21 protein-coding genes and 1 pseudogene are annotated in these 17583 nt (G+C 45.2%); 7 read left to right on the top strand and 15 right to left on the bottom strand.

Going from position 1 to position 17583, the window contains the following annotated elements:
• Nucleotides 1-23: 23 nt before the first annotated feature.
• From V513_RS01330 to V513_RS01275, 12 genes are all read right to left on the bottom strand, one after another.
• Nucleotides 24-563, bottom strand: a complete 540-nt coding sequence (locus V513_RS01330; protein ID WP_099771367.1) for a 2-oxoacid:acceptor oxidoreductase family protein — start codon at nt 561-563, stop codon at nt 24-26.
• A complete protein-coding gene (locus tag V513_RS01325; protein WP_014731014.1) occupies nt 560-1312 on the bottom strand; it encodes a thiamine pyrophosphate-dependent enzyme in 753 nt (250 codons plus the stop codon). The genes V513_RS01330 and V513_RS01325 overlap by 4 nt, the downstream gene beginning before the upstream one ends.
• Nucleotides 1313-1321: 9 nt before the next feature.
• Nucleotides 1322-2380 (bottom strand): 3-methyl-2-oxobutanoate dehydrogenase subunit VorB, encoded by a 1059-nt coding sequence (locus V513_RS01320; protein WP_099771366.1) that lies wholly within the window; start codon nt 2378-2380, stop codon nt 1322-1324.
• Nucleotides 2381-2390: 10 nt separating this feature from the next.
• On the bottom strand, nt 2391-2615 hold the full coding sequence (locus tag V513_RS01315; RefSeq protein ID WP_014731012.1) for a 4Fe-4S dicluster domain-containing protein: 225 nt from the start codon (nt 2613-2615) through the stop codon (nt 2391-2393).
• Nucleotides 2612-3283, bottom strand: a complete 672-nt coding sequence (locus V513_RS01310) for a nucleotide-binding protein (RefSeq protein ID WP_099771365.1) — start codon at nt 3281-3283, stop codon at nt 2612-2614. The genes V513_RS01315 and V513_RS01310 overlap by 4 nt, the downstream gene beginning before the upstream one ends.
• Nucleotides 3280-4365, bottom strand: coding sequence for a butyrate kinase (gene buk / locus V513_RS01305; protein WP_099771364.1), 1086 nt, complete (start codon nt 4363-4365; stop codon nt 3280-3282). Before buk (V513_RS01305) ends, V513_RS01310 begins: the two co-directional genes overlap by 4 nt.
• Nucleotides 4365-5264 (bottom strand): bifunctional enoyl-CoA hydratase/phosphate acetyltransferase, encoded by a 900-nt coding sequence (locus tag V513_RS01300; RefSeq protein ID WP_099771363.1) that lies wholly within the window; start codon nt 5262-5264, stop codon nt 4365-4367. The genes buk (V513_RS01305) and V513_RS01300 overlap by 1 nt, the downstream gene beginning before the upstream one ends.
• Nucleotides 5261-6316, bottom strand: a complete 1056-nt coding sequence (gene buk, locus V513_RS01295) for a butyrate kinase (RefSeq protein ID WP_099771362.1) — start codon at nt 6314-6316, stop codon at nt 5261-5263. The genes V513_RS01300 and buk (V513_RS01295) overlap by 4 nt, the downstream gene beginning before the upstream one ends.
• Nucleotides 6317-6328: 12 nt before the next feature.
• Nucleotides 6329-7558, bottom strand: coding sequence for an aminotransferase-like domain-containing protein (locus V513_RS01290; protein ID WP_099771361.1), 1230 nt, complete (start codon nt 7556-7558; stop codon nt 6329-6331).
• A 221-nt stretch (nt 7559-7779) separates the two neighbouring features.
• Nucleotides 7780-9003 (bottom strand): NAD(P)-dependent malic enzyme, encoded by a 1224-nt coding sequence (locus V513_RS01285; protein WP_099771360.1) that lies wholly within the window; start codon nt 9001-9003, stop codon nt 7780-7782.
• Nucleotides 9004-9014: 11 nt separating this feature from the next.
• Nucleotides 9015-9509 (bottom strand): FumA C-terminus/TtdB family hydratase beta subunit, encoded by a 495-nt coding sequence (locus V513_RS01280; protein ID WP_099771359.1) that lies wholly within the window; start codon nt 9507-9509, stop codon nt 9015-9017.
• Nucleotides 9499-10317: a fumarate hydratase gene (locus V513_RS01275; protein ID WP_099771358.1), complete on the bottom strand. Its 819-nt coding sequence runs from the start codon at nt 10315-10317 to the stop codon at nt 9499-9501. Before V513_RS01275 ends, V513_RS01280 begins: the two co-directional genes overlap by 11 nt.
• 279 nt (nt 10318-10596) lie before the next feature.
• Between V513_RS01275 and V513_RS01270 the strand changes: the two genes are divergently transcribed.
• Genes V513_RS01270 through V513_RS01255 form a run of 4 tightly spaced genes read left to right on the top strand, consistent with a single transcriptional unit; the run spans nt 10597 to nt 13028 of the window.
• Complete coding sequence (locus tag V513_RS01270) at nt 10597-11076, top strand: glutathione peroxidase (protein WP_099771357.1); 480 nt, start codon at nt 10597-10599, stop codon at nt 11074-11076.
• Nucleotides 11077-11556 (top strand): MarR family winged helix-turn-helix transcriptional regulator, encoded by a 480-nt coding sequence (locus V513_RS01265; protein WP_099771356.1) that lies wholly within the window; start codon nt 11077-11079, stop codon nt 11554-11556. It begins immediately after the preceding gene.
• A 13-nt stretch (nt 11557-11569) separates the two neighbouring features.
• Nucleotides 11570-12301 (top strand): sulfite exporter TauE/SafE family protein, encoded by a 732-nt coding sequence (locus V513_RS01260; RefSeq protein ID WP_099771355.1) that lies wholly within the window; start codon nt 11570-11572, stop codon nt 12299-12301.
• A 10-nt stretch (nt 12302-12311) separates the two neighbouring features.
• Nucleotides 12312-13028 carry a protein-L-isoaspartate O-methyltransferase family protein gene (locus V513_RS01255; protein WP_099771354.1) on the top strand — a complete coding sequence of 239 codons (717 nt, stop codon included), beginning with the start codon at nt 12312-12314 and terminating at the stop codon, nt 13026-13028.
• Between the two features lies 1 nt (nt 13029).
• On the opposite strand, the gene V513_RS01250 is transcribed toward V513_RS01255, so the two are convergent.
• The 3 genes from V513_RS01250 to V513_RS14070 all read right to left on the bottom strand — a co-directional run bounded on the left by V513_RS01250 (nt 13030) and on the right by V513_RS14070 (nt 14830).
• Nucleotides 13030-14091 carry an amidohydrolase gene (locus tag V513_RS01250; RefSeq protein WP_099771353.1) on the bottom strand — a complete coding sequence of 354 codons (1062 nt, stop codon included), beginning with the start codon at nt 14089-14091 and terminating at the stop codon, nt 13030-13032.
• Between the two features lie 160 nt (nt 14092-14251).
• Nucleotides 14252-14392, bottom strand: a complete 141-nt coding sequence (locus tag V513_RS14075) for a hypothetical protein (protein WP_257211860.1) — start codon at nt 14390-14392, stop codon at nt 14252-14254.
• A gap of 87 nt (nt 14393-14479) precedes the next feature.
• Nucleotides 14480-14830 (bottom strand): hypothetical protein, encoded by a 351-nt coding sequence (locus tag V513_RS14070; RefSeq protein WP_257211859.1) that lies wholly within the window; start codon nt 14828-14830, stop codon nt 14480-14482.
• A 118-nt stretch (nt 14831-14948) separates the two neighbouring features.
• On the opposite strand from V513_RS14070, the gene V513_RS01240 reads away from it, so the two are divergent.
• The 3 genes and pseudogenes from V513_RS01240 (at nt 14949) to V513_RS14310 (ending at nt 17468) form a co-directional block, all read left to right on the top strand.
• Nucleotides 14949-15707: an SDR family NAD(P)-dependent oxidoreductase gene (locus tag V513_RS01240; protein WP_099771352.1), complete on the top strand. Its 759-nt coding sequence runs from the start codon at nt 14949-14951 to the stop codon at nt 15705-15707.
• A gap of 260 nt (nt 15708-15967) precedes the next feature.
• Entirely contained in the window at nt 15968-16531 is a 564-nt protein-coding gene (locus V513_RS01235; RefSeq protein WP_099771351.1) for a DUF2202 domain-containing protein, read from the top strand.
• Between the two features lie 143 nt (nt 16532-16674).
• Nucleotides 16675-17468 (top strand): annotated as a pseudogene (locus V513_RS14310) (DegV family protein).
• Nucleotides 17469-17583: the final 115 nt, after the last annotated feature.

Here is a 17583-nt window from a genome sequence, read left to right as displayed (position 1 = left end):
AAGGTACGTCCCATTAAATGAGATCAGCTTACTGATTTCATCCCTTCTTCAATTGCCCTAATGTTCAGGTTTACAAGAGCAGCTTTGCTTCCGGTAAGTTTTTCTTCAAGCGCTTTTTTTACACCTTCAAGAGTAACTGCGCCCGTCTTTTTGAGATATGCTCCAAGAACAACCATATTGGCTACTTTGAGATTGCCCAACTTCTCAGCGATAGCATTAGCATCTACTTTTATTATGGAGATGTCATCTCTAATCGTATCTCTGTCAACAACCGATGTGTTTATCACCATCAGTCCATCAGACTGGATCTCTTTCTCAAACTTTATGAGAGAGGGAATATTCATAATAATCAATTCATTTGGCGTATTTGTTATCGGAGAGGCGATAGGTTCATCACTTACAACTACGGTACAGTTGGCCGTCCCTCCACGCATCTCGGGGCCGTATGAGGGTAGCCAGGTTGTGTGCTTGTTGTCGAACATCCCAGCCGTTGCCAGAATCTGTCCGATCAACATAACTCCCTGTCCGCCAAATCCCGCTGCTATCAGAAGATGTTCACTCATCTAATATCACCGACCTTGTCGACAAATACACCTTCTGGGTATTCTTTTTTCATGTTTTCGTTTAGCCATTTGATGGACTCTATCGGGTCAAGCCCCCAATTTGTGGGACAGGTTGATAGAACTTCGACCAACGAGAATCCCAGGCCCTTCTTCTGCGCAATGAACGCCTTCTTTATTGCAGCCTTCGCCTTAATTACTTCTTGAGGCGAGCTTACGGAAACTCTTTCGAGATAGACTATTCCTGCGGTCTCTTTTAGTAACTCCGAGACATGAATTGGGAAACCTTCAGTCTCAGCTTTTCTTCCGTACGGTGAAGTTGTCGTCTTCATTCCAAGGAGGGAAGTAGGGGCCATCTGACCTCCCGTCATTCCATATATCGCATTGTTAACGAAGATCGTTGTGATCTTTTCACCTCTGTTTGCGGCGTGAATGATCTCAGCCGTTCCAATTGCGGCGAGATCTCCGTCGCCCTGGTAAGTGAAGACCATTTTCTCCGGCATTGCCCGTTTCATTCCAGTTGCAACTGCCGGAGCTCTTCCGTGGGGGGCAACCGTACCGTCAATATCGAAGAACTCGTACGCGAAAACTGAACATCCAACTGGAGCAACCATAAGAGTCTTTCCCTGAATATCCAGTTCATCGATGACTTCCGCTACGAGTCTATGAATAATGCCGTGGTGACATCCTGGGCAATAGGAAAATTCCTTCTCAGCAAGCGATTTGGGTTTCTTGTATGTCGCTTTTTCCATATAATCACCTCATCCTATAAGTCTGACGAGTTCCCTGAAGACTTCGTCAGGTGTCGGGACCATTCCGCCAGTTCTTCCGTAGAAATACACTGGTAAGCTTCCCTCAACTGAAAGACGAACATCCTCTACCATTTGACCCGTTGACATCTCTACAACTGTGCAGAACTTCTTTCCCCTTGCGGCCTTTTTCAGCTCATCATATGGAAAGGGCCAAAGAGAGACCGGTCTGAAAAGCCCAACTTTTATGCCCTGTTTTCTTGCCGTCTTAACAACGCTTCCAAGAATCCTTCCCATAGTTCCATATCCAACAAGAATATAATCGGCATCTTCAAGGTCATGAGTCTCGAAACGGATTTCTTTTGATCTAATCTTTTCGTAGACCTTGTGTGTTTCAGTATTCATCTCTTCGAGTCTAACGGGATCGATATCGAAAGAAGTAACTTTATGAGGTTCTCTTCCATCAGCGCCTCTTAACGCCCAGCTTGAATGATCGTTGATTTCCTCGAGTTTGACAAACTCTGGGAAGACAACTGGCTCCATCATCTGACCAAGCATTCCGTCGGCAAGCATCATAACCGGGACTCTGTAATTGTCCGCTAGTCTGAAAGCAGTTTCCATGAGATCAACAGCTTCCTGAATACTCCCCGGCGCTAGAACAATCAAGTGGTAATCGCCGTGACCTCCGCCTTTGGTGGACTGGAAGTAATCGCTCTGGGCAGGCTGGATATCACCAAGTCCAGGGCCACCTCTGACAACATTTACAAACACAGCCGGCAACTTCGCCCCGGCAATGTAAGAAACACCTTCCTGCATTAAACTAAAACCCGGACTGGATGTGGATGTCATAACCCTGTGACCCGTACATGCGGCGCCGTAGACCATATTTACTGCAGCAACTTCACTCTCGGATTGAAGGAAGACGCCATCGACTTCTGGCATCCTTCTCGCCATGTATTCTGTAAATTCCGACTGTGGGGTAATGGGATAGCCAAAATACAATCTACAACCGGCTCTTACTGCAGCTTCAGCCATTGCCTCATTCCCTTTTACCATAATCTTTTCAGCCATAATCTCCCCCCTATACCTCGGCCGTTTCTTTGAAGACGGTTATTGCTGCATCTGGACACATCATATAACAGAATCCGCATCCGATACAGTTTTCGAGATCATGCAGCTGAGCAGGACGATATCCTTTGCTATTGAATTTGTCCGAAAAGCTCAGTACTTTCTTCGGGCAGAAGTTGATGCATAGGCCGCAGCCTTTGCAACGCTCTTCGTCAATCTTCACGAAGTTTTTGCTCATTGTTCTACCTCCCATGGATTCAACATATATTTCTTAATTTCAAGCTGCTCAAACAAGCGCGGTTCTCTATTCAAGCCATTCATGACAACCGTGAAAGCTACAGGAACAGAAACTTTTTCGGACAGTTGTTTCACGAACTCCTCACCCTTGTCGATCGTCTCTGAGGTAGTTTCAGGACCAATGTTGGTGTTGTTCACAAGGTAGTTAATTTTCATCCTCGACTTTTCTTGAAGTCTGAAAAAGTGAGAAGCGGCGTTCTCTACGGTGTCATTGAATGGCCTAAAACGATTTAACACGTAAAATGTTTCACAGTTGTCATACGGAAGCCTTGAGCTCAGTGAGGATAGGACGACGGCACCGTCATCACTTCCTCCAACGTCAAGGACAACCCTGAACTCTGGGTTCTCTACATAGCCGAAAATCTCCGGAGGAATTATTGGCAAATCCGCGTTTGCCAATTTTCCTTTTGGAGCGATGATCTTTATTCCGAGCTGTTCAAAGAGGTCTCTCATATCGCGAGATCTATAGTATGGGCTTACAGTATCAATGTCTGCAAGCGCGACCCGTTCTCCCTTTTTTGTGAGTAGCCTGGATACGTTAAGCGCAATTTCCGTCTTTCCGCTTCCAAACATCCCCATGAAGATAAGGATCTTTTTAGTGAAGTTCACGATTTCCCCCTGTATTGTTTTGCTTTCTCGCTTCCTTCAAGTACTCTCAAACACGCGACGGCAAGAGATAGCTCTTCGTTTCCACCTGGAACAACGTTTATGGGTGCGATAAAGCTCAGTTTCTCTGTCAACCACGGAACCATAAATCTACTATCATAAGCTATTCCGCCGGTTATTATTATCGCATCCACTTCGCCGGATAGTGCTGCTGCCATTCTTCCTACCCACTTAACAATCTGGTATGCCATTGCCTTATAAGCTAGTTCAGATTCCCGATCTCCGTCTAGTATTGCTTGCTGAACTTTCTGACAATCACTGGTCCCCGTATAAGCCATGAGGCCGCCTTTTCCCTTTATTAATTTTCTGATTTCATCCTTGGTATATTCATTAGAGAAACATAGCTTTATCAAACCAGTGAGAGGGAGAGTCCCCGCTCTTTCCGGGCTGAACGGCCCGTCTCCATTTAGAGCGTTGTTTACATCGACCACCCTTCCCCTTCTGTGAGCACCGATGGAAATCCCGCCGCCCATATGAACCACAACGAAATTCATCTCTTCATACTTCTTTCCATACCTCGATGCTACTTCCCTTGCAACTGCTTTCTGATTCAAAGCGTGAAATATCGATCTCCTCGTATAGTCCGGATGTCCCGAAAATTTCGCGACAGGTTCCATTTCATCTACTACAACCGGATCGGCTATGTAAGCCGGGATTCCCTTTCCGCTTTCGAGAGAAAGCTCGTTTGCCAGTATTGCTCCAAGATTAGAAGCATGTTCACCGTATTTTGCCAATCTAAGGTCTTCTATCATTTCTTCGTTTACCGCGTATGTACCACCTTCGAGAGGGCGGAGCATCCCACCTCTCCCGATGATTGCATCGATTTCCGAGAGCGGGTGTTTCACTGATTCCAAGAACCTTACAATTAAAGCCTTTCTGAATGCACGCTGCTCGTATAATGAAGGAAATTTACTCAGTTCGTCAGGCGAGTGTCTAATCGTATGCTCACCAATCATCTCTGAATCTCTGTATAGAGCCAATTTCGTTGAAGTCGAGCCGGGGTTGATAACCAAGACAACCGACATCATATCACTCCCGCAAGAAGGACATTTAGAGCTATCGAGTACAACTTTGTTTCCGCTGAATCTGCACGCGAAGTGAGTATTATCGGAGCTTTCCCCCCGACTACAGTGCTTGCTAACTGACATTCAGAAAGAAATGCCATGGCTTTATAGAAGATATTACCTGCTTCGATGTCGGGCATTATCAAGATATCTGCATCGCCCGCCACTGAACTGGAAATCCCCTTGTGCTCTGCAGCTTCACGTGAGATAGCGTTGTCTAGAGCAAAAGGGCCATCAACATCGACAGATCCAAGCTGCCCCCTCCTTGCCATCTGTGAAAGAATCGCGGCCTCAGTAGTTGCGGGCATTTTTGGGTTGACAGTCTCTATTGCCGCGAGAACTGCAACCTTCGGTCTTTCGTTTTCCAGCGCTCGCGCAACAGAAACCGAGTTGATTATTGAATCGGCTTTTTGATTGAGATCAGGAGCGATAACCATACCTGCATCTGTTACAAGTAGCAGCTTGTGGTATCTCTTTATCTCGAAAACAGTTACTAGATTCATTGTTCTTCCGGTTTTGAGACCAAACTCATCTTTCAAATAGATGCCTAGAAGTTCCCCGGTCTTGACATTGCCCTTCATAAGAATCTCTGCATCTTTTAAGGAAACGGCCTTTACTGCCTTTTCAACTGATTCGATTTTTGTGGAACAGTGGACTATTGTAAAGCCTTCAGAAAAGCCAAGCTCATTGTTTATTTCCTCGATTTTCTTTTTTTGACCAAATAGAATGAACGATGCAATGCCATGCTCTGCAGCCTCTTTAGCCGCGGCCAGAACTATTGAGTCCTCAGCTGCTGCAATGGCAACTGTCTTTGGGTTATTCTTAGCTTGATCTATGAGTTGTGAGAGATGTGGAATCACATTGCCACCTCCGGATCAAAAGTTCTTGCCTTTTCAGTTCCTTCCAGTACTCTCTTTGCTCCTAGAGCAAGAGAAAGAAGCTCGTTTTCGCCAGGTTCTATGACTACCAGCGCGAACTTCCCAATGTATTCTTTAATCTTTTGGACGAATTCAGTATTGTATGCAATCCCACCGGTCAAAACAATTGCGTCGATCGAACCACCAGCTACAGCAACCATTCCTCCGATCTCTTTCCCAATCTGATAAGCCATTGCGTCTACAACTAGAGCTGCATCGTCATCTTCTTTTGCAAATTCCAGCGCCTTTCTTAGATCGTCGGTTCCAAGATAGGCGAGAAGTCCGCCAAATTTTAAGTATCTGTTGAGAAGCTCCCTTTCCGAGTATTCTCCCGAAAAGCATTTTTCCACTACATCACCTACTGGAAGCTCCCCAGTTCTGTTTGGGCTGAAAGGTCCCTCATCGGTTGCGTTGTTGACATCCACCATCTTCCCTCTCAACTGCAGGCCAACAGAGATACCTCCGCCCAGATGGGCGATTACCAGATTGAGATTTTGGACATCTCTCCCAAGATCAAAGGCTATTTGTCTCGCGGCAGCTTTCATGTTAAGCGCATGAAGTCTAGAGACTCTTGGAAGTTGAGGAAGGCCTGACAAACGAGCCTCTTCGCACAACTCGTCGACGGAGATTGGATCTGTTATAAACACGGGAATCTTCCCTTCAGAGAGCCTTAAACCTATGGGAGCCGCAAGATTCGATGGGTGATCAATTGCCGAGCGATGAAGGAGAAAATCTACCATCTTATCGTCTACCAGATATGTACCGCTTTCCATAGGTGGCAATATGCCTCCTCTACAGGCAATGGCGTCAAAATCGAAAGAAATACTGCTTTCATTTAGGAAGGATAGGATTTCCTCTGCTCTATCTTGAATGTCTTGACTTCGATCATTCCGAGACGAGAAGTGCTGAATCGAACCTCTAACAATCTCCTCTTCGTCATTGAAAACAGCTACCTTTGTTGAAGTTGAGCCGGGGTTTATAGCAAGGATCTTCATCTTTTCACTCCTTTAGAGAAGATTCTTCTCTTTGCCGTACTCCACAACGATCTTCTTCAGCCTTCTTACCCCTTCTATAATATCTTCTCTGGGAGGAAGACAGAAGGACAATCGCATCGAATTATTGCATGTGTTGTCCAACGAGAAGGCCTCTCCCGGGACAAAGAGTATGTTTGCTGCCTTTCCTCTTTCAAGCATTTCTGCCGTATCGAATCCCTCGGGCAGAGTGAACCATATGAATAGACCACCTTCCGGTTTGGTCCAGTGGAACCCTTCCATACTCCCAAAGCTTCTTTCCAGCTCAGCAAGCATTAGGTCCTTTTTCTCTCTATAAAGGGCTATCGTAGGTTCTATTTGGGAGAGCAAGTCATATCTCTGAAGATATCTCGCAGCTATTCGCTGTGTGAGACTAGGAGTACAGAGATCAGTAGCCTGCTTTGCAGTTACCATTTTCTTCACAATAGTCTTATTACCAACCACAATGCCAAGTCTTAGTCCGGGTGACAGTATCTTGCTGAATGTCTTCAGCAGCAATACCCTTTCCTGACCCCCGATCTTGAAGATCGGATCGATTGGTTTGCCCTCATACCGCAAGTCACCGTAAGGATCATCCTCAACTATGAGAACATCGTACTTATTTGCAATTTCGACAAGTCTCTTTCTCTTTTCAAGACTCATCGTTACTCCAGCTGGATTGTGGAAATTCGAAATGGTGTAGATAAACTTAACCTTGTTGAGTTCACCTCTGTTCTCTATGTCCTGGAGGTTTTGTTCAACTTCATCAATATCTGCACCGTCTTCGCGCAATGACATGTAGACATGGCGATCTGATCTGAGAGAAAAGGCGCTAGCCGCCCCCAGGTAAACAGGCTTAGAGACGAAATATATGCTATCTTCATCCAGTAAGATCTTGCTAATCAGATCGAGCGCACTTTGAGAGCCCACTGTAACGAGCAGGTTGTCAACGTCGATTCCTTCTATTCCACTCTCTCTCTTTAGTAAAGATATATACTCTTCCCTGAGTATAGGGTCTCCCTCTGTTGATCCGTACTGAAGAGTGAGCTTGTATTCGTTTTCTAGAATCTCTTTAGATATTTCAGCCATTTCAAAACGTGGAAATGTGTCAGGATCAGGTACGCCTCCTCCAAAAGAAATCATACCTGGTTTTGAAGTAACCTTTAGAAGCTCCCTAATGACGTTGGATTTCATCCTGAGTGCGATTTTCGAGAATTTTTCGGTCACCGAGTACACCCCCTATCTATATTCGTTACTAAATTGCAAGCAACAACATGCCAACTGACGGCTTCTCGTGGAAACTCTCATTGAAAGTATATTACAGAGTATTTTAAGAAATCTGTGGAAAAGCTACGAATGAAATTGCATGCAAAAACGTGCAGACATGCAATCGAATGCATATTTGAAAATCCCCCGCCGATCCAGGAGGTTCTCATAATGGAGCAATGCTAGTACCTCTTCAATCCTCCATCTATTAGCTCATCAAGATCAGTGTGCCCTGGTAATCGTGAGCAACCTGATTCGATCGATGCTTTCGCTACGGCTAGGGCGACCCTTCTCGCAATGCCAGGCTCAAAGGGTTTCGGTAGAATATAGTCTGAAGAAAGATTTTCTTCAGGTACTGCTGAAGAGAGAGCTTTGGTCGCAGCTAGCTTCATGGCTTCGTTTATTTCACTAGATCTGGTATCTAGGGCGCCTCTGAAGATTCCGGGGAAGGCAAGTACATTGTTTATCTGGTTTGGGAAGTCAGATCTGCCAGTGGCGACAATCGCTGCACCTGCGCCTTTTGCGAGGTCTGGCATGATTTCCGGTACAGGATTTGCCAGTGCAAACACGATCGGATCGGGAGCCATTTGTCTTACCATTTCCGGTGTAAGAAGGCCTGCTACGGAGGTTCCAATGAAGAGATCGGCGCCCTTGACTGCATCTTCAAGATCTCCGCTGAGGTTTTCGGGGTTGATTTCTCGAACGATCTCTGAGTGAAACTCATTCAGAAGAGTATGAGAGTCTTTTCTATTGAGAATCCCGTTCTTATCGACAGCAACAATGTTCCTCGCGCCAGCGGCCAAAAGCATTTTGATGGTTGCTCCGCCGGCAGCACCGACTCCAACCGTCGCGATCTTAAGTTCTTCGATCTTTTTTCCAACTACTTTAAGCGCGTTTCGTAATGCGGCAACTGCTACTATTGCAGCTCCGTGTTGATCATCGTGAAAGACAGGAATATCGAGACTTCTCTGGAGCTCTCTTTCGATGAAGAAACACTTCGGGGAAGCTATATCTTCCAGGTTAATTCCTCCGAAGGTTGGAGCGAGAGCCTTTACAAAGAAAATGATCTCTTCCGCAGTATGGACATCTATACACAGAGGAAAGGCATCGACATTGGCGAATTCCTTAAAAAGAACTGCCTTTCCCTCCATTACAGGTAAACCAGCCTCAGGGCCGATGTCTCCGAGGCCCAGAACCGCCGTTCCATCTGAGACAACTGCGACGTAGTTCCACTTGTTGGTGTAGTCATATGCCAGTTCCTTTTTTCTCTCGATTGTGCGGCAAACGTCTGCGACCCCCGGAGTGTATGCCAAAGACAATGCCTCCATACTATCAACTTTCACCCTGCTTCTTACCTCAAGCTTTCCCCTGAGATCCTTGTGAAGTTTCAGCGCTCTTTCATTCACTAAATCACCTTCTATTCTAAAGAAAAGATATCCAGACCATTCTTGTCTGTTGCAACAATTAGCGGAAAGTCTTCGACTTCGATTTCATATATTGCTTCGGTTCCCAGATCTTCGTATGCGATGACTCGTAACGATTTGATCCTTTTTGATAGCGAAGCTGCAGCTCCACTCGGTGCAAGAAGGTAGGCTCTTCCGTATCTTCTGCACAGCGAGGTTGAGAGATCCGATCTCTTTCCCTTACCTATTGTAGCCTGAACACCCTGTTGAAAAAGCATTTCCAGAAAACAGTCCATCCTTATGGAAGTAGTAGGTCCAATAGCTCCAAAGCTTTCCTTGGTTGGCTTTGCCGGACCGGCGTAGAAAACCACTGCCCCCTCCAACTTAACAGGCAAAGGCCGGTCTTGTTCGTGAAGTTCTTTCAAACGCATCTGGGCCGCATCTCTCATAACCAGTAGCTTGCCTGTATAGCATAGTTCCTGACAGCAAACAAGATGGTCAATCTTCAAAGACCACCACTCCCCTTCTGCAGAGATAGCAGTCCACCGCAAGTGAAACTGGTAGAGTAGCGATGTGGGTAGGTGCAGTCTCAATACTCACTGAGTATGCAGTAATACCTTTGCCAAGGCCTTGAAAACCGATCCCGAGATTATTTATCTCGCGGAGAAGCCGTTCCTCCAGCATAGCATAGTAGGGATCGGGATTCGCCGCGTTTATCTCTCTTGTCAGCGCGAGCTTCGAGAGAATCATCGACTTTTCGGAGCTTCCACCGATTCCTATTCCTATCTTCAGCGGAGGGCAGCCCCTTGCTCCGTTTTCCAAGACCGAGTGTACAATTGTATCTACAAGTTCCTGCTGAGTTATCGTTGGATTAAGCATGAAGAGCCTGGACAGGTTCTCGCTTCCTCCCCCCTTCACCAGAAAACGAATTTCTAGTCTCTTCCCCGTCTGGATGAACGTGTGAACTACCGATGGGGTATTGTCGCCGGTATTTTCTCTATGATGAAAAGGGTCCGCTACAACTGAGTACCTGTAAGGATTACTTGAATATACATTCCTTACAGCACGGTCGAGGATTTCTGAGATCGGTCTTTCAAGGATCACTTCATGACCCATGAATACAAAGAATTCGATAAACCCCGTGTCCTGGCATAAAGGCAGTCCCGACTCCTCCGAAATCACTGCGTTCTCCCGAAGGATAGCCGAAAATGGGCCAGTGTAGTCATTCAGAAAGGCCCTCGCCCGATTATCCAGAATGGTGTTTGCCTTAACAAGGGCTTCTTCGATTCTGTTTACAATCGTATTCTCATCTATCAAGAACTAACACCTACTTAAGAAAAATCTAGGAAGCAGATATGATGATTCATTTATAACACTTTACCTACTCATTTGCCTCGAATACCCGGATGTGAGCTATATTTGTCTGCAGTAGAAATCGATCAACTACAGATTTCGATGTAGAAGCTTTCAATACTCTTTTTCCGGCAGCTACCAATTTTTTCATGGCTCAAAAGGTGAATTGACTGAGAAGGCTTATTATGCAAATTACTTGCATGATACAACTAAATAGTGTACAATAAGATAGGAGGTGAAGTAATGAGTATATATGACTTTGAACTAACTACTATTGACGGTTGGAACAAGTCTATGGAAGACTTCAAAGGTAAGGTTGTTCTGCTGGTAAATACTGCGAGTAAATGTGGATATACACCTCAGTATGAAGGCCTGCAACATCTTTATGAAGAATTCAAGGAAAAGGACTTTGTCGTTTTGGGTTTCCCCTCTAACGATTTTCTTCGTCAGGAGCCCGGAAGTGATGAAGAGATAAAGACGTTTTGCAGCACTAACTTCAATATCACCTTTCCCATGTTTTCCAAGATTCATGTAAAGGGAAAGAACATTCATCCACTTTATGAGTACCTGACAAGTGGCGGAGGAAAAAAGGAGTTTTCGGGAAAAGTGAAGTGGAACTTCACGAAGTTTTTGATAGATAGAAATGGTGAGATTATTGGAAGGTTCGAACCAAAAGAGGAACCAGAGACATTTCGCTCTGCAATCGTGGAGGCGGTAAGGTGAATGAAGAATAACTCATCTGATCCCAGTGGAGAGGAACTTCTTAAACTTGACAATCAGCTATGTTTTGCCCTATATTCCAGTTCCCGAGGAATAACTAGATTGTACAGGCCTGTGCTTTCGGAGTTTGGTATTACGTATCCTCAATATCTGGTTATGCTTGTCCTTTGGGAAAAGGAACCGCTTACAGTTAAGGAGCTGGGAGAAAGGCTTTTCCTCGATTCGGGGACCCTTACTCCTTTGCTAAAGAGAATGGAAAAACTTGGCCTACTAACAAGAGAAAGATCTCAAGGTGATGAAAGACACGTCAATATTGGATTGACCAATAAAGGTAAAGAGATGAGAGAAAAGGCTCTTTCGATACCTTTGAGAATTGCGAATCAGGTGAATATTTCCGAGGCCGAGTTCGCATCGCTTATGGCCTCTCTCAGGAAGTTGATGAAGAAGATCGACATGGACGACTCGAAAGCTTCTTCACACTAGGAAATAAACCCAAATGACATTTATGCAGATCGTCTTGATTTACCTTGCCGGTGTGGCAGCAGGTTTCATGAACGTTATGGCGGGAGGTGGCTCCATGGTCACACTCCCGTTGCTTATGTGGATTGGAATACCCCCTCCAGTTGCAAATGCAACAAACAGACTGGGAGTATTGTTCGAAAGTGCCATTGGAATGAAGACCTTTCATTCATCGGGAATCAGACTTCAGAATTCGATCATTCCGGCGATTGTGTTTTCTACAATTGGATCAGTAATTGGTTCTATGTTCGTCTCTAGTATTCCGAAGGATCTCCTGGAGAAAGTCATTGCATTGATGCTTCTTGCAGTAGCAGTTCTAGTGTTTCTGAAACCAGGAAAACCGAATATTTCGAAACCTTCTCGACTACTTACAGCGCTGATCTTTTTGGGAGTGGGCTTCTATGGTGGTTTTTTGCAAGCAGGTGTGGGCTTCTTCTTGATTGGAGCAATAACTCTCACGTACGGGTATGATCTTGTGAAAACGAACTTCGCAAAGGTAGTAATTGTTTTTGTTTACACGGTGTTTGCTCTCGTTGTCTTCCTTTCAAAGGGGATGATATATTGGGTTCCCGGTTTGGTTCTTGCTGCCGGGAACGTTATCGGCGCATATTTTGCAGTGAAGCTTTCGATTAGAAAAGGAAGTGGCTTTGTGAGATGGATATTGCTGACAATTGTAATTCTAAATGCCGTGAAGTATCTCTTCTTTTAGGGGGAAAAGAATGAGAAAAGAGATGATTGATCTTATAAGATACTTGAAGAAGTTGGGATACTTGAAAGACCCGCGAATAGAGGCCGCCATGATGGAGCTTGATCGGGCCGATTTCGTCTCTTCCGAAGTGCGCGACAGGGCATATGAGGACATAGCCCTTTTGAGCTTTGGCAGTTCTGGCAAAGTATGCTCCACTTCGACCCAACCGTCGCTTCTCGTGACGATGATCGAGGAGTTGGGAATGAGAGATGAAGATAGAGTGTTGGATCTGGGAACGGGGACGGGTTTCTGTGCCTGCATACTTGGGAAGATGGCAAAGAATGGAAGTGTAATCACCGTAGAAAAGGACAGAGAAGTAGCTTTCGTCGCTTCGAGAAATTTCGAACGTTATCGTATGAAAAACGTTCGCCTTGTGATTGGTGACGGACGGTACGGTTATGAAAGCGACGCTCCTTACGACAAAATAATCTCAACGGTTGCACTCTCGGGAATGAGTGAAGTGCTCTTCAGTCAGATGAAAATTGGAGGGAGGTGCGTATCTCCAATTTACAGGAGTTACATGGATACTCCTGTATTCCTGTTCGAAAGAACCGACGATACTACTCTGAGAGTTTCGGAAGTAACCGGAGCAGTCTTCATGGTGGCAGAGGATTCAGAACCGGATCCTATCTATCGCAATAGAGAGTTCAGACTCAGATTGACAGACGGAAGGTTTCAAATTATCTGAGTCAGCTGCTGGCTACCTTCCAGAAGATCTCAATTCCCTTTTCTATAACTGAATCCTGAGGCAGGAACTTTGAGTTATGAAGACCGTGGCGTTCCTCTCGTCCAGTGCCTAACCAGAAAAGAACCGAGGGATACTTCAGAGCAATCACACCAAAGTCTTCGCCTACGTATTTCATTTCTATAGGATTTACGTCGACCAGACCGCAAAGCTTTTCGTAAAGGTCTTTGTCCACCTGAACTTGAGGATATTTCGATCCGATCTTCTGATTGAACTCGAGTTCTCTTCTTGAAGCAACATCTCTACCGAGCTCTTCGAGCTCGCAGATGGCCTTCTCCGAAAGCTCATAAGCTTTCGTTCTCACAGTTCCGTAAAGGGTGCAAGAATCGGCTACTACGTTTCTCACCCTTCCCCCTTCGATTAAGCCGAACCTGAGAACGGAGTCTCCTCTTTCAATGGAGTAAACTCTCTGCAGGAAATCCATAGCTCCCTCGATAGCGTCTCTTCCCTCCCTATAAAAAGCGACATGTGCAGACCTTCCCGTGAAAGTGCAGTCCGTTTCGAAAGCCGAAGCAAAGAGAACGCCTGGTCTTGAGTAAACAGTTCCTTCAGGGAATTCATCGTTAACATGAAGTGCCCATGCCTCCTCTATCACGTATTGCTCAAGCGCCGGTATACATCTTTCTGCACCTCCGCCCCCCTCTTCTGCTGGCTGGAAGAGGAACAAAAGGTTTCGTTTCAGATTTGCAGCAACCACTCTTTCGATCAGGCCAATAAGGATAGTCATGTGAACGTCATGGCCGCAAGCATGCATGAATCCGTCATGCTTAGACTTGAATTCTACTCCCGTTTCTTCGAAAACCGGTAGAGCGTCCATATCGGCTCTGAAAAGAGTGAAAGGACCGTTTGATTTCTTCCAACGCGCCAAAATTCCGGTACCCGATACCTTCTCGTAGGGAACATCGAGACGATCCAGAAGACTCATTATATATGATTGAGTCTTAAACTCTTTGAATCCTATTTCCGGTATCTCGTGCAGGCTGTGTCTTACTCTGATCAAATCCATATTGATGCCCCCCTTCTGGAAATCTTAGTCATTGATGTTCAGAATACAACTCCTTACACATTGCATTAAGAGAATATTCGAAGAGAACAGGTTTAATAACCAGGATTTCCACACGACGAATCTACTTTGTTGCTTCACAATTATAAACAAAAAAGGCGCCTTATAAGGCGCCTTTCTCTAAAGCCGAGATCAGTTCAGTGTTGTAATTCCAGAGTTCAATCAAAGTTGAATCTTCCGCGTAATCCTCTCCCATAAAAGTCTCCAGAGCAAAAGGTATATTCGGATCGATTATCCAGTACATTGATAGCTCTCCGTCTTCATTATAGAGAGAGACTTTCGTTCCGGTGTAAGTTTCATTCTTTCCCTGAACGGAATGCTGTCCTTCATACTACAAGGTACCAAATCCATAGAGCTTTGTGTTCATCTGCTCGTCGTGGTCGATAGCGTCATACACGAAAGTAAACATCGGATTCAAGAATGTGAATAGCTTCACAGAGAATTGCTGCCCGAACATCATGTCTGCGGTGAGTTCTGTTTCGAGTGGCAGAAAGCAGGTAGTATCGTAATTCAGGACGTATTGATCTTCATCCCGATCTATTGTCACTCCGTATATCATTTCCTTCTGCTCTCCGTTCTCGAAGTACGTTATCTTGTTGTAGACGTACTTCAGCGTAGAGTAGTCCTGTAACGGCATCCATGATGCGAAAACGCTCCCTACAAGAACAAGAAACAATAACATTGCCACCCTCATCATATTATCATCCCAAGATTCAGCAAGGAGTCACACAGCTTTCTTCCGTTAAAGCAAACAGGAATTGAGAGAGCTATAATGGCTGGAAAGAGTCTAAATAGCCGGGGTGATCAATTTGAAGAAAGCTTTAATCACGGGAGCATCGTCGGGGATCGGTGAAATCTTCTCTTATGAACTGGCCAAACAAGGCTTTGAAACAGTACTTGTGGCGAGAAGATATGAACGTCTTGAAGCAATTTCGAACAGAATAGAAAGGGATTATGGAATCGAGTCTAAGGCCATAAAGGCTGACTTAACATGTCAAAGAGATCTCTTAGAAGTATCGGGACTCTTAGGCGGAGTTGACCTTTTGATAAACAACGCCGGGTTTGGAATGATTGGCCCATTTGAGGACCTCGAAACAGATAGAGAGATGCAAATGATCAAGTTAAACGTTGGTGCACTCTACTTCTTGACTAAGAAATATGCCTTATGCAGAGTAGGCGTCGGCGGAGGAGTCATTAACGTGGCCTCTACCGCAGCTTATCTTCCCATACCTGGTATGGCCGTATACGCAGCTACAAAAGCCTTCGTGCTGAGTTTCAGCGAGGCGATTAGCGAGGAGCTTAAGTCAAAAGGATTGAAGGTGATGGTTTTGTCCCCCGGACCGACAAAGACAGAATTCTTTGACGTTGCTTCGGGAGGCAGAAAGAAACTTCCCGGCTCGATGAGTCCCGAGGAAGTTGTTAGGAGAGCTCTTGATTCCTTTGAGAAAGGTAAGAGAAGTGTGGTAAGCGGTGTGATTAACAAGGTCATTGCAACTGGATCAAGACTCGTTCCAAGGGCTGTCGCGCTAAAAGCGGCCAGAAGGGCATTCGAGGACTAGCTGAAAAGACTTTCTCTTGTAAAGGTTCTATCCTTAACCTCCATGGTCGACCGCCTAGAAAGACTGAGACCATCTTAATCCTTCAGTCACTCTCTTTTGGAGAGGATGACACTTCGTCTTGACTGCCAGGCCAAGATAATTCCTATAGCAGTTTTGCATAAGGCCGGGACTCTAAGCGAACTATAAGCAAGGATTCTCAGGAGATTCTAAGAATGGAAGGTTAGTATCTACTCGAGATCCAAAAAATGGAGGTATTGAATATGAAGAGAGTGTTTTCGGCAATATTGATGGTTCTTATTATTGGTACAATGGCGCTGGCTAGCGGGCTAACCGCAGAGGAAGACGGAATTGTATTCATGAGGGAAGAAGAAAAGCTTGCCCGTGATGTTTATACAGTGCTCTACGAAATGTGGAACGTGAACGTCTTCAAGAACATCGCCGAAAGTGAGCAACAGCATACAGATGCTGTTCTTTCACTGATTGGTGAGATTGGTCTCGAAGACCCAGTCGGTGAAAACGACATTGGTGTATTCACTGATCCGGAGCTTCAAAAGCTTTACGACGAGCTAATTGAAAAGGGTAGCAAGTCCCTACTGGATGCGGTTGAGGTAGGTTTATTGATAGAAGAGATAGACATTGCCGACATCGAAGAACTTCTTGCAGGAGAGATTGGCTCGAGAACAAGAACGGTTTACGAGAACCTTCTTCGAGGGTCGGAGAGTCACCTCAGAGCGTTTCTCAAGCAATATGAGAGGCTTGCGGGAAGTTATTCTCCTGAAGTCTTGAGTGTTGATAGATTCAACGAGATTGTTTCTGCGAAATAGAGTTGCGATTTACTAAGATAGAAGAGAGCGGGCGAACCGCTCTTTTCCTTTTGATATGAGGGAATAAAAGGATCGGTTGATCTTAAATAAACGGGATCGAAAAGTATTCCAAAACTCCGATTAAACATTGATCATCTCTATTTATGACCTATAATCTAATTATCGGATCCGAGAGGAAGCGTACTGTGATCAAAATAGTTACGGACAGCTCATGTGATCTCCCTAATGAAGTTTTAGAGGAGCTCGAGATTCCATTTGCTTCCCTGAACATTTTCATGGAAAATCATACGTTCAAGGAAGACGTAGACATAACTCCGGAGGAATTCTGGTAGTCAATGCGCAGGTCCGACGAGCTTCCGAAAACCTCTCAACCCTCCCCGGCAGACTTTGCAGATATCTTCGAACAGATTCAGAAGAACGGCGATACTCCGTTGTGTATTACTATTTCATCTAAGCTAAGTGGTACCTATCAACGGCGGTTTTGGGTGCTGAACTAACTGGAAACAAGGCGATAGTTTTCGACTCTCTTGCGGGGTCTATCTCTCATGGAATTCAGGTACTGATAGCGACGAGAACGGCGAAAAGTGGCGCAACCGTTGAAGACGTTTTATCGGTGCTAAGAATCTACAGAGATAATGTGAAAATAATCATTCCGCTAGCAACTGTGGAAAACATAGTCAAATGAGGACGTCTTAGCAAGTTCCAGGGGAGTGTGATCAACATACTCATCATGAAGATCATCCTGCATGGAGTAAGTGGGGAGGTCAAACTTCTCAAGACAGTCAGGGGAAACAAAAGATTCAGAGCGGCAATTATAGAGCTGATCGAGGAATCTGCAATGACCGGTAAGAAGATCTTTGGCATAACACATGTTAGCAATCTCGAAGATGCGAAATTCTTTTCTTCAGAGATAAGGAAACGTGTCCCCCGACTCTGAAGTCATAATTGGAAAGATGGGGCCTGCCATTGCGACTTATGCCGGAGAAGGTGGGCTCATATTTGCGTTGTGAAAGAGCCGGACCGTTTGTGCTAGACACCCTGAAATCAGTTGA

This window comes from Mesotoga sp. H07.pep.5.3, assembly GCF_002752615.1.
GTDB classification, from domain to species: Bacteria; Thermotogota; Thermotogae; order Petrotogales; family Kosmotogaceae; genus Mesotoga; species Mesotoga prima.
This window is presented reverse-complemented; position numbering and strand designations above follow the sequence as displayed.

Excerpts from the sequence above, each read along its gene's own strand:
- V513_RS01330 (WP_099771367.1), bottom strand. The coding sequence starts at position 563 with ATGAGTGAACATCTTCTGATAGCAGCGGGATTTGGCGGACAGGGAGTT.
- V513_RS01325 (WP_014731014.1), bottom strand. The coding sequence starts at position 1,312 with ATGGAAAAAGCGACATACAAGAAACCCAAATCGCTTGCTGAGAAGGAA.
- V513_RS01320 (WP_099771366.1), bottom strand. The coding sequence starts at position 2,380 with ATGGCTGAAAAGATTATGGTAAAAGGGAATGAGGCAATGGCTGAAGCT.
- V513_RS01315 (WP_014731012.1), bottom strand. The coding sequence starts at position 2,615 with ATGAGCAAAAACTTCGTGAAGATTGACGAAGAGCGTTGCAAAGGCTGC.
- buk (WP_099771364.1), bottom strand. The coding sequence starts at position 4,365 with ATGTCGGTTGTCTTGGTTATCAACCCCGGCTCGACTTCAACGAAATTG.
- buk (WP_099771362.1), bottom strand. The coding sequence starts at position 6,316 with ATGAAGATCCTTGCTATAAACCCCGGCTCAACTTCAACAAAGGTAGCT.
- V513_RS01270 (WP_099771357.1), top strand. The coding sequence starts at position 10,597 with ATGAGTATATATGACTTTGAACTAACTACTATTGACGGTTGGAACAAG.
- V513_RS01265 (WP_099771356.1), top strand. The coding sequence starts at position 11,077 with ATGAAGAATAACTCATCTGATCCCAGTGGAGAGGAACTTCTTAAACTT.
- V513_RS01260 (WP_099771355.1), top strand. The coding sequence starts at position 11,570 with ATGACATTTATGCAGATCGTCTTGATTTACCTTGCCGGTGTGGCAGCA.
- V513_RS01255 (WP_099771354.1), top strand. The coding sequence starts at position 12,312 with ATGAGAAAAGAGATGATTGATCTTATAAGATACTTGAAGAAGTTGGGA.
- V513_RS01250 (WP_099771353.1), bottom strand. The coding sequence starts at position 14,091 with ATGGATTTGATCAGAGTAAGACACAGCCTGCACGAGATACCGGAAATA.
- V513_RS14075 (WP_257211860.1), bottom strand. The coding sequence starts at position 14,392 with ATGTACTGGATAATCGATCCGAATATACCTTTTGCTCTGGAGACTTTT.
- V513_RS14070 (WP_257211859.1), bottom strand. The coding sequence starts at position 14,830 with ATGTTATTGTTTCTTGTTCTTGTAGGGAGCGTTTTCGCATCATGGATG.
- V513_RS01235 (WP_099771351.1), top strand. The coding sequence starts at position 15,968 with ATGAAGAGAGTGTTTTCGGCAATATTGATGGTTCTTATTATTGGTACA.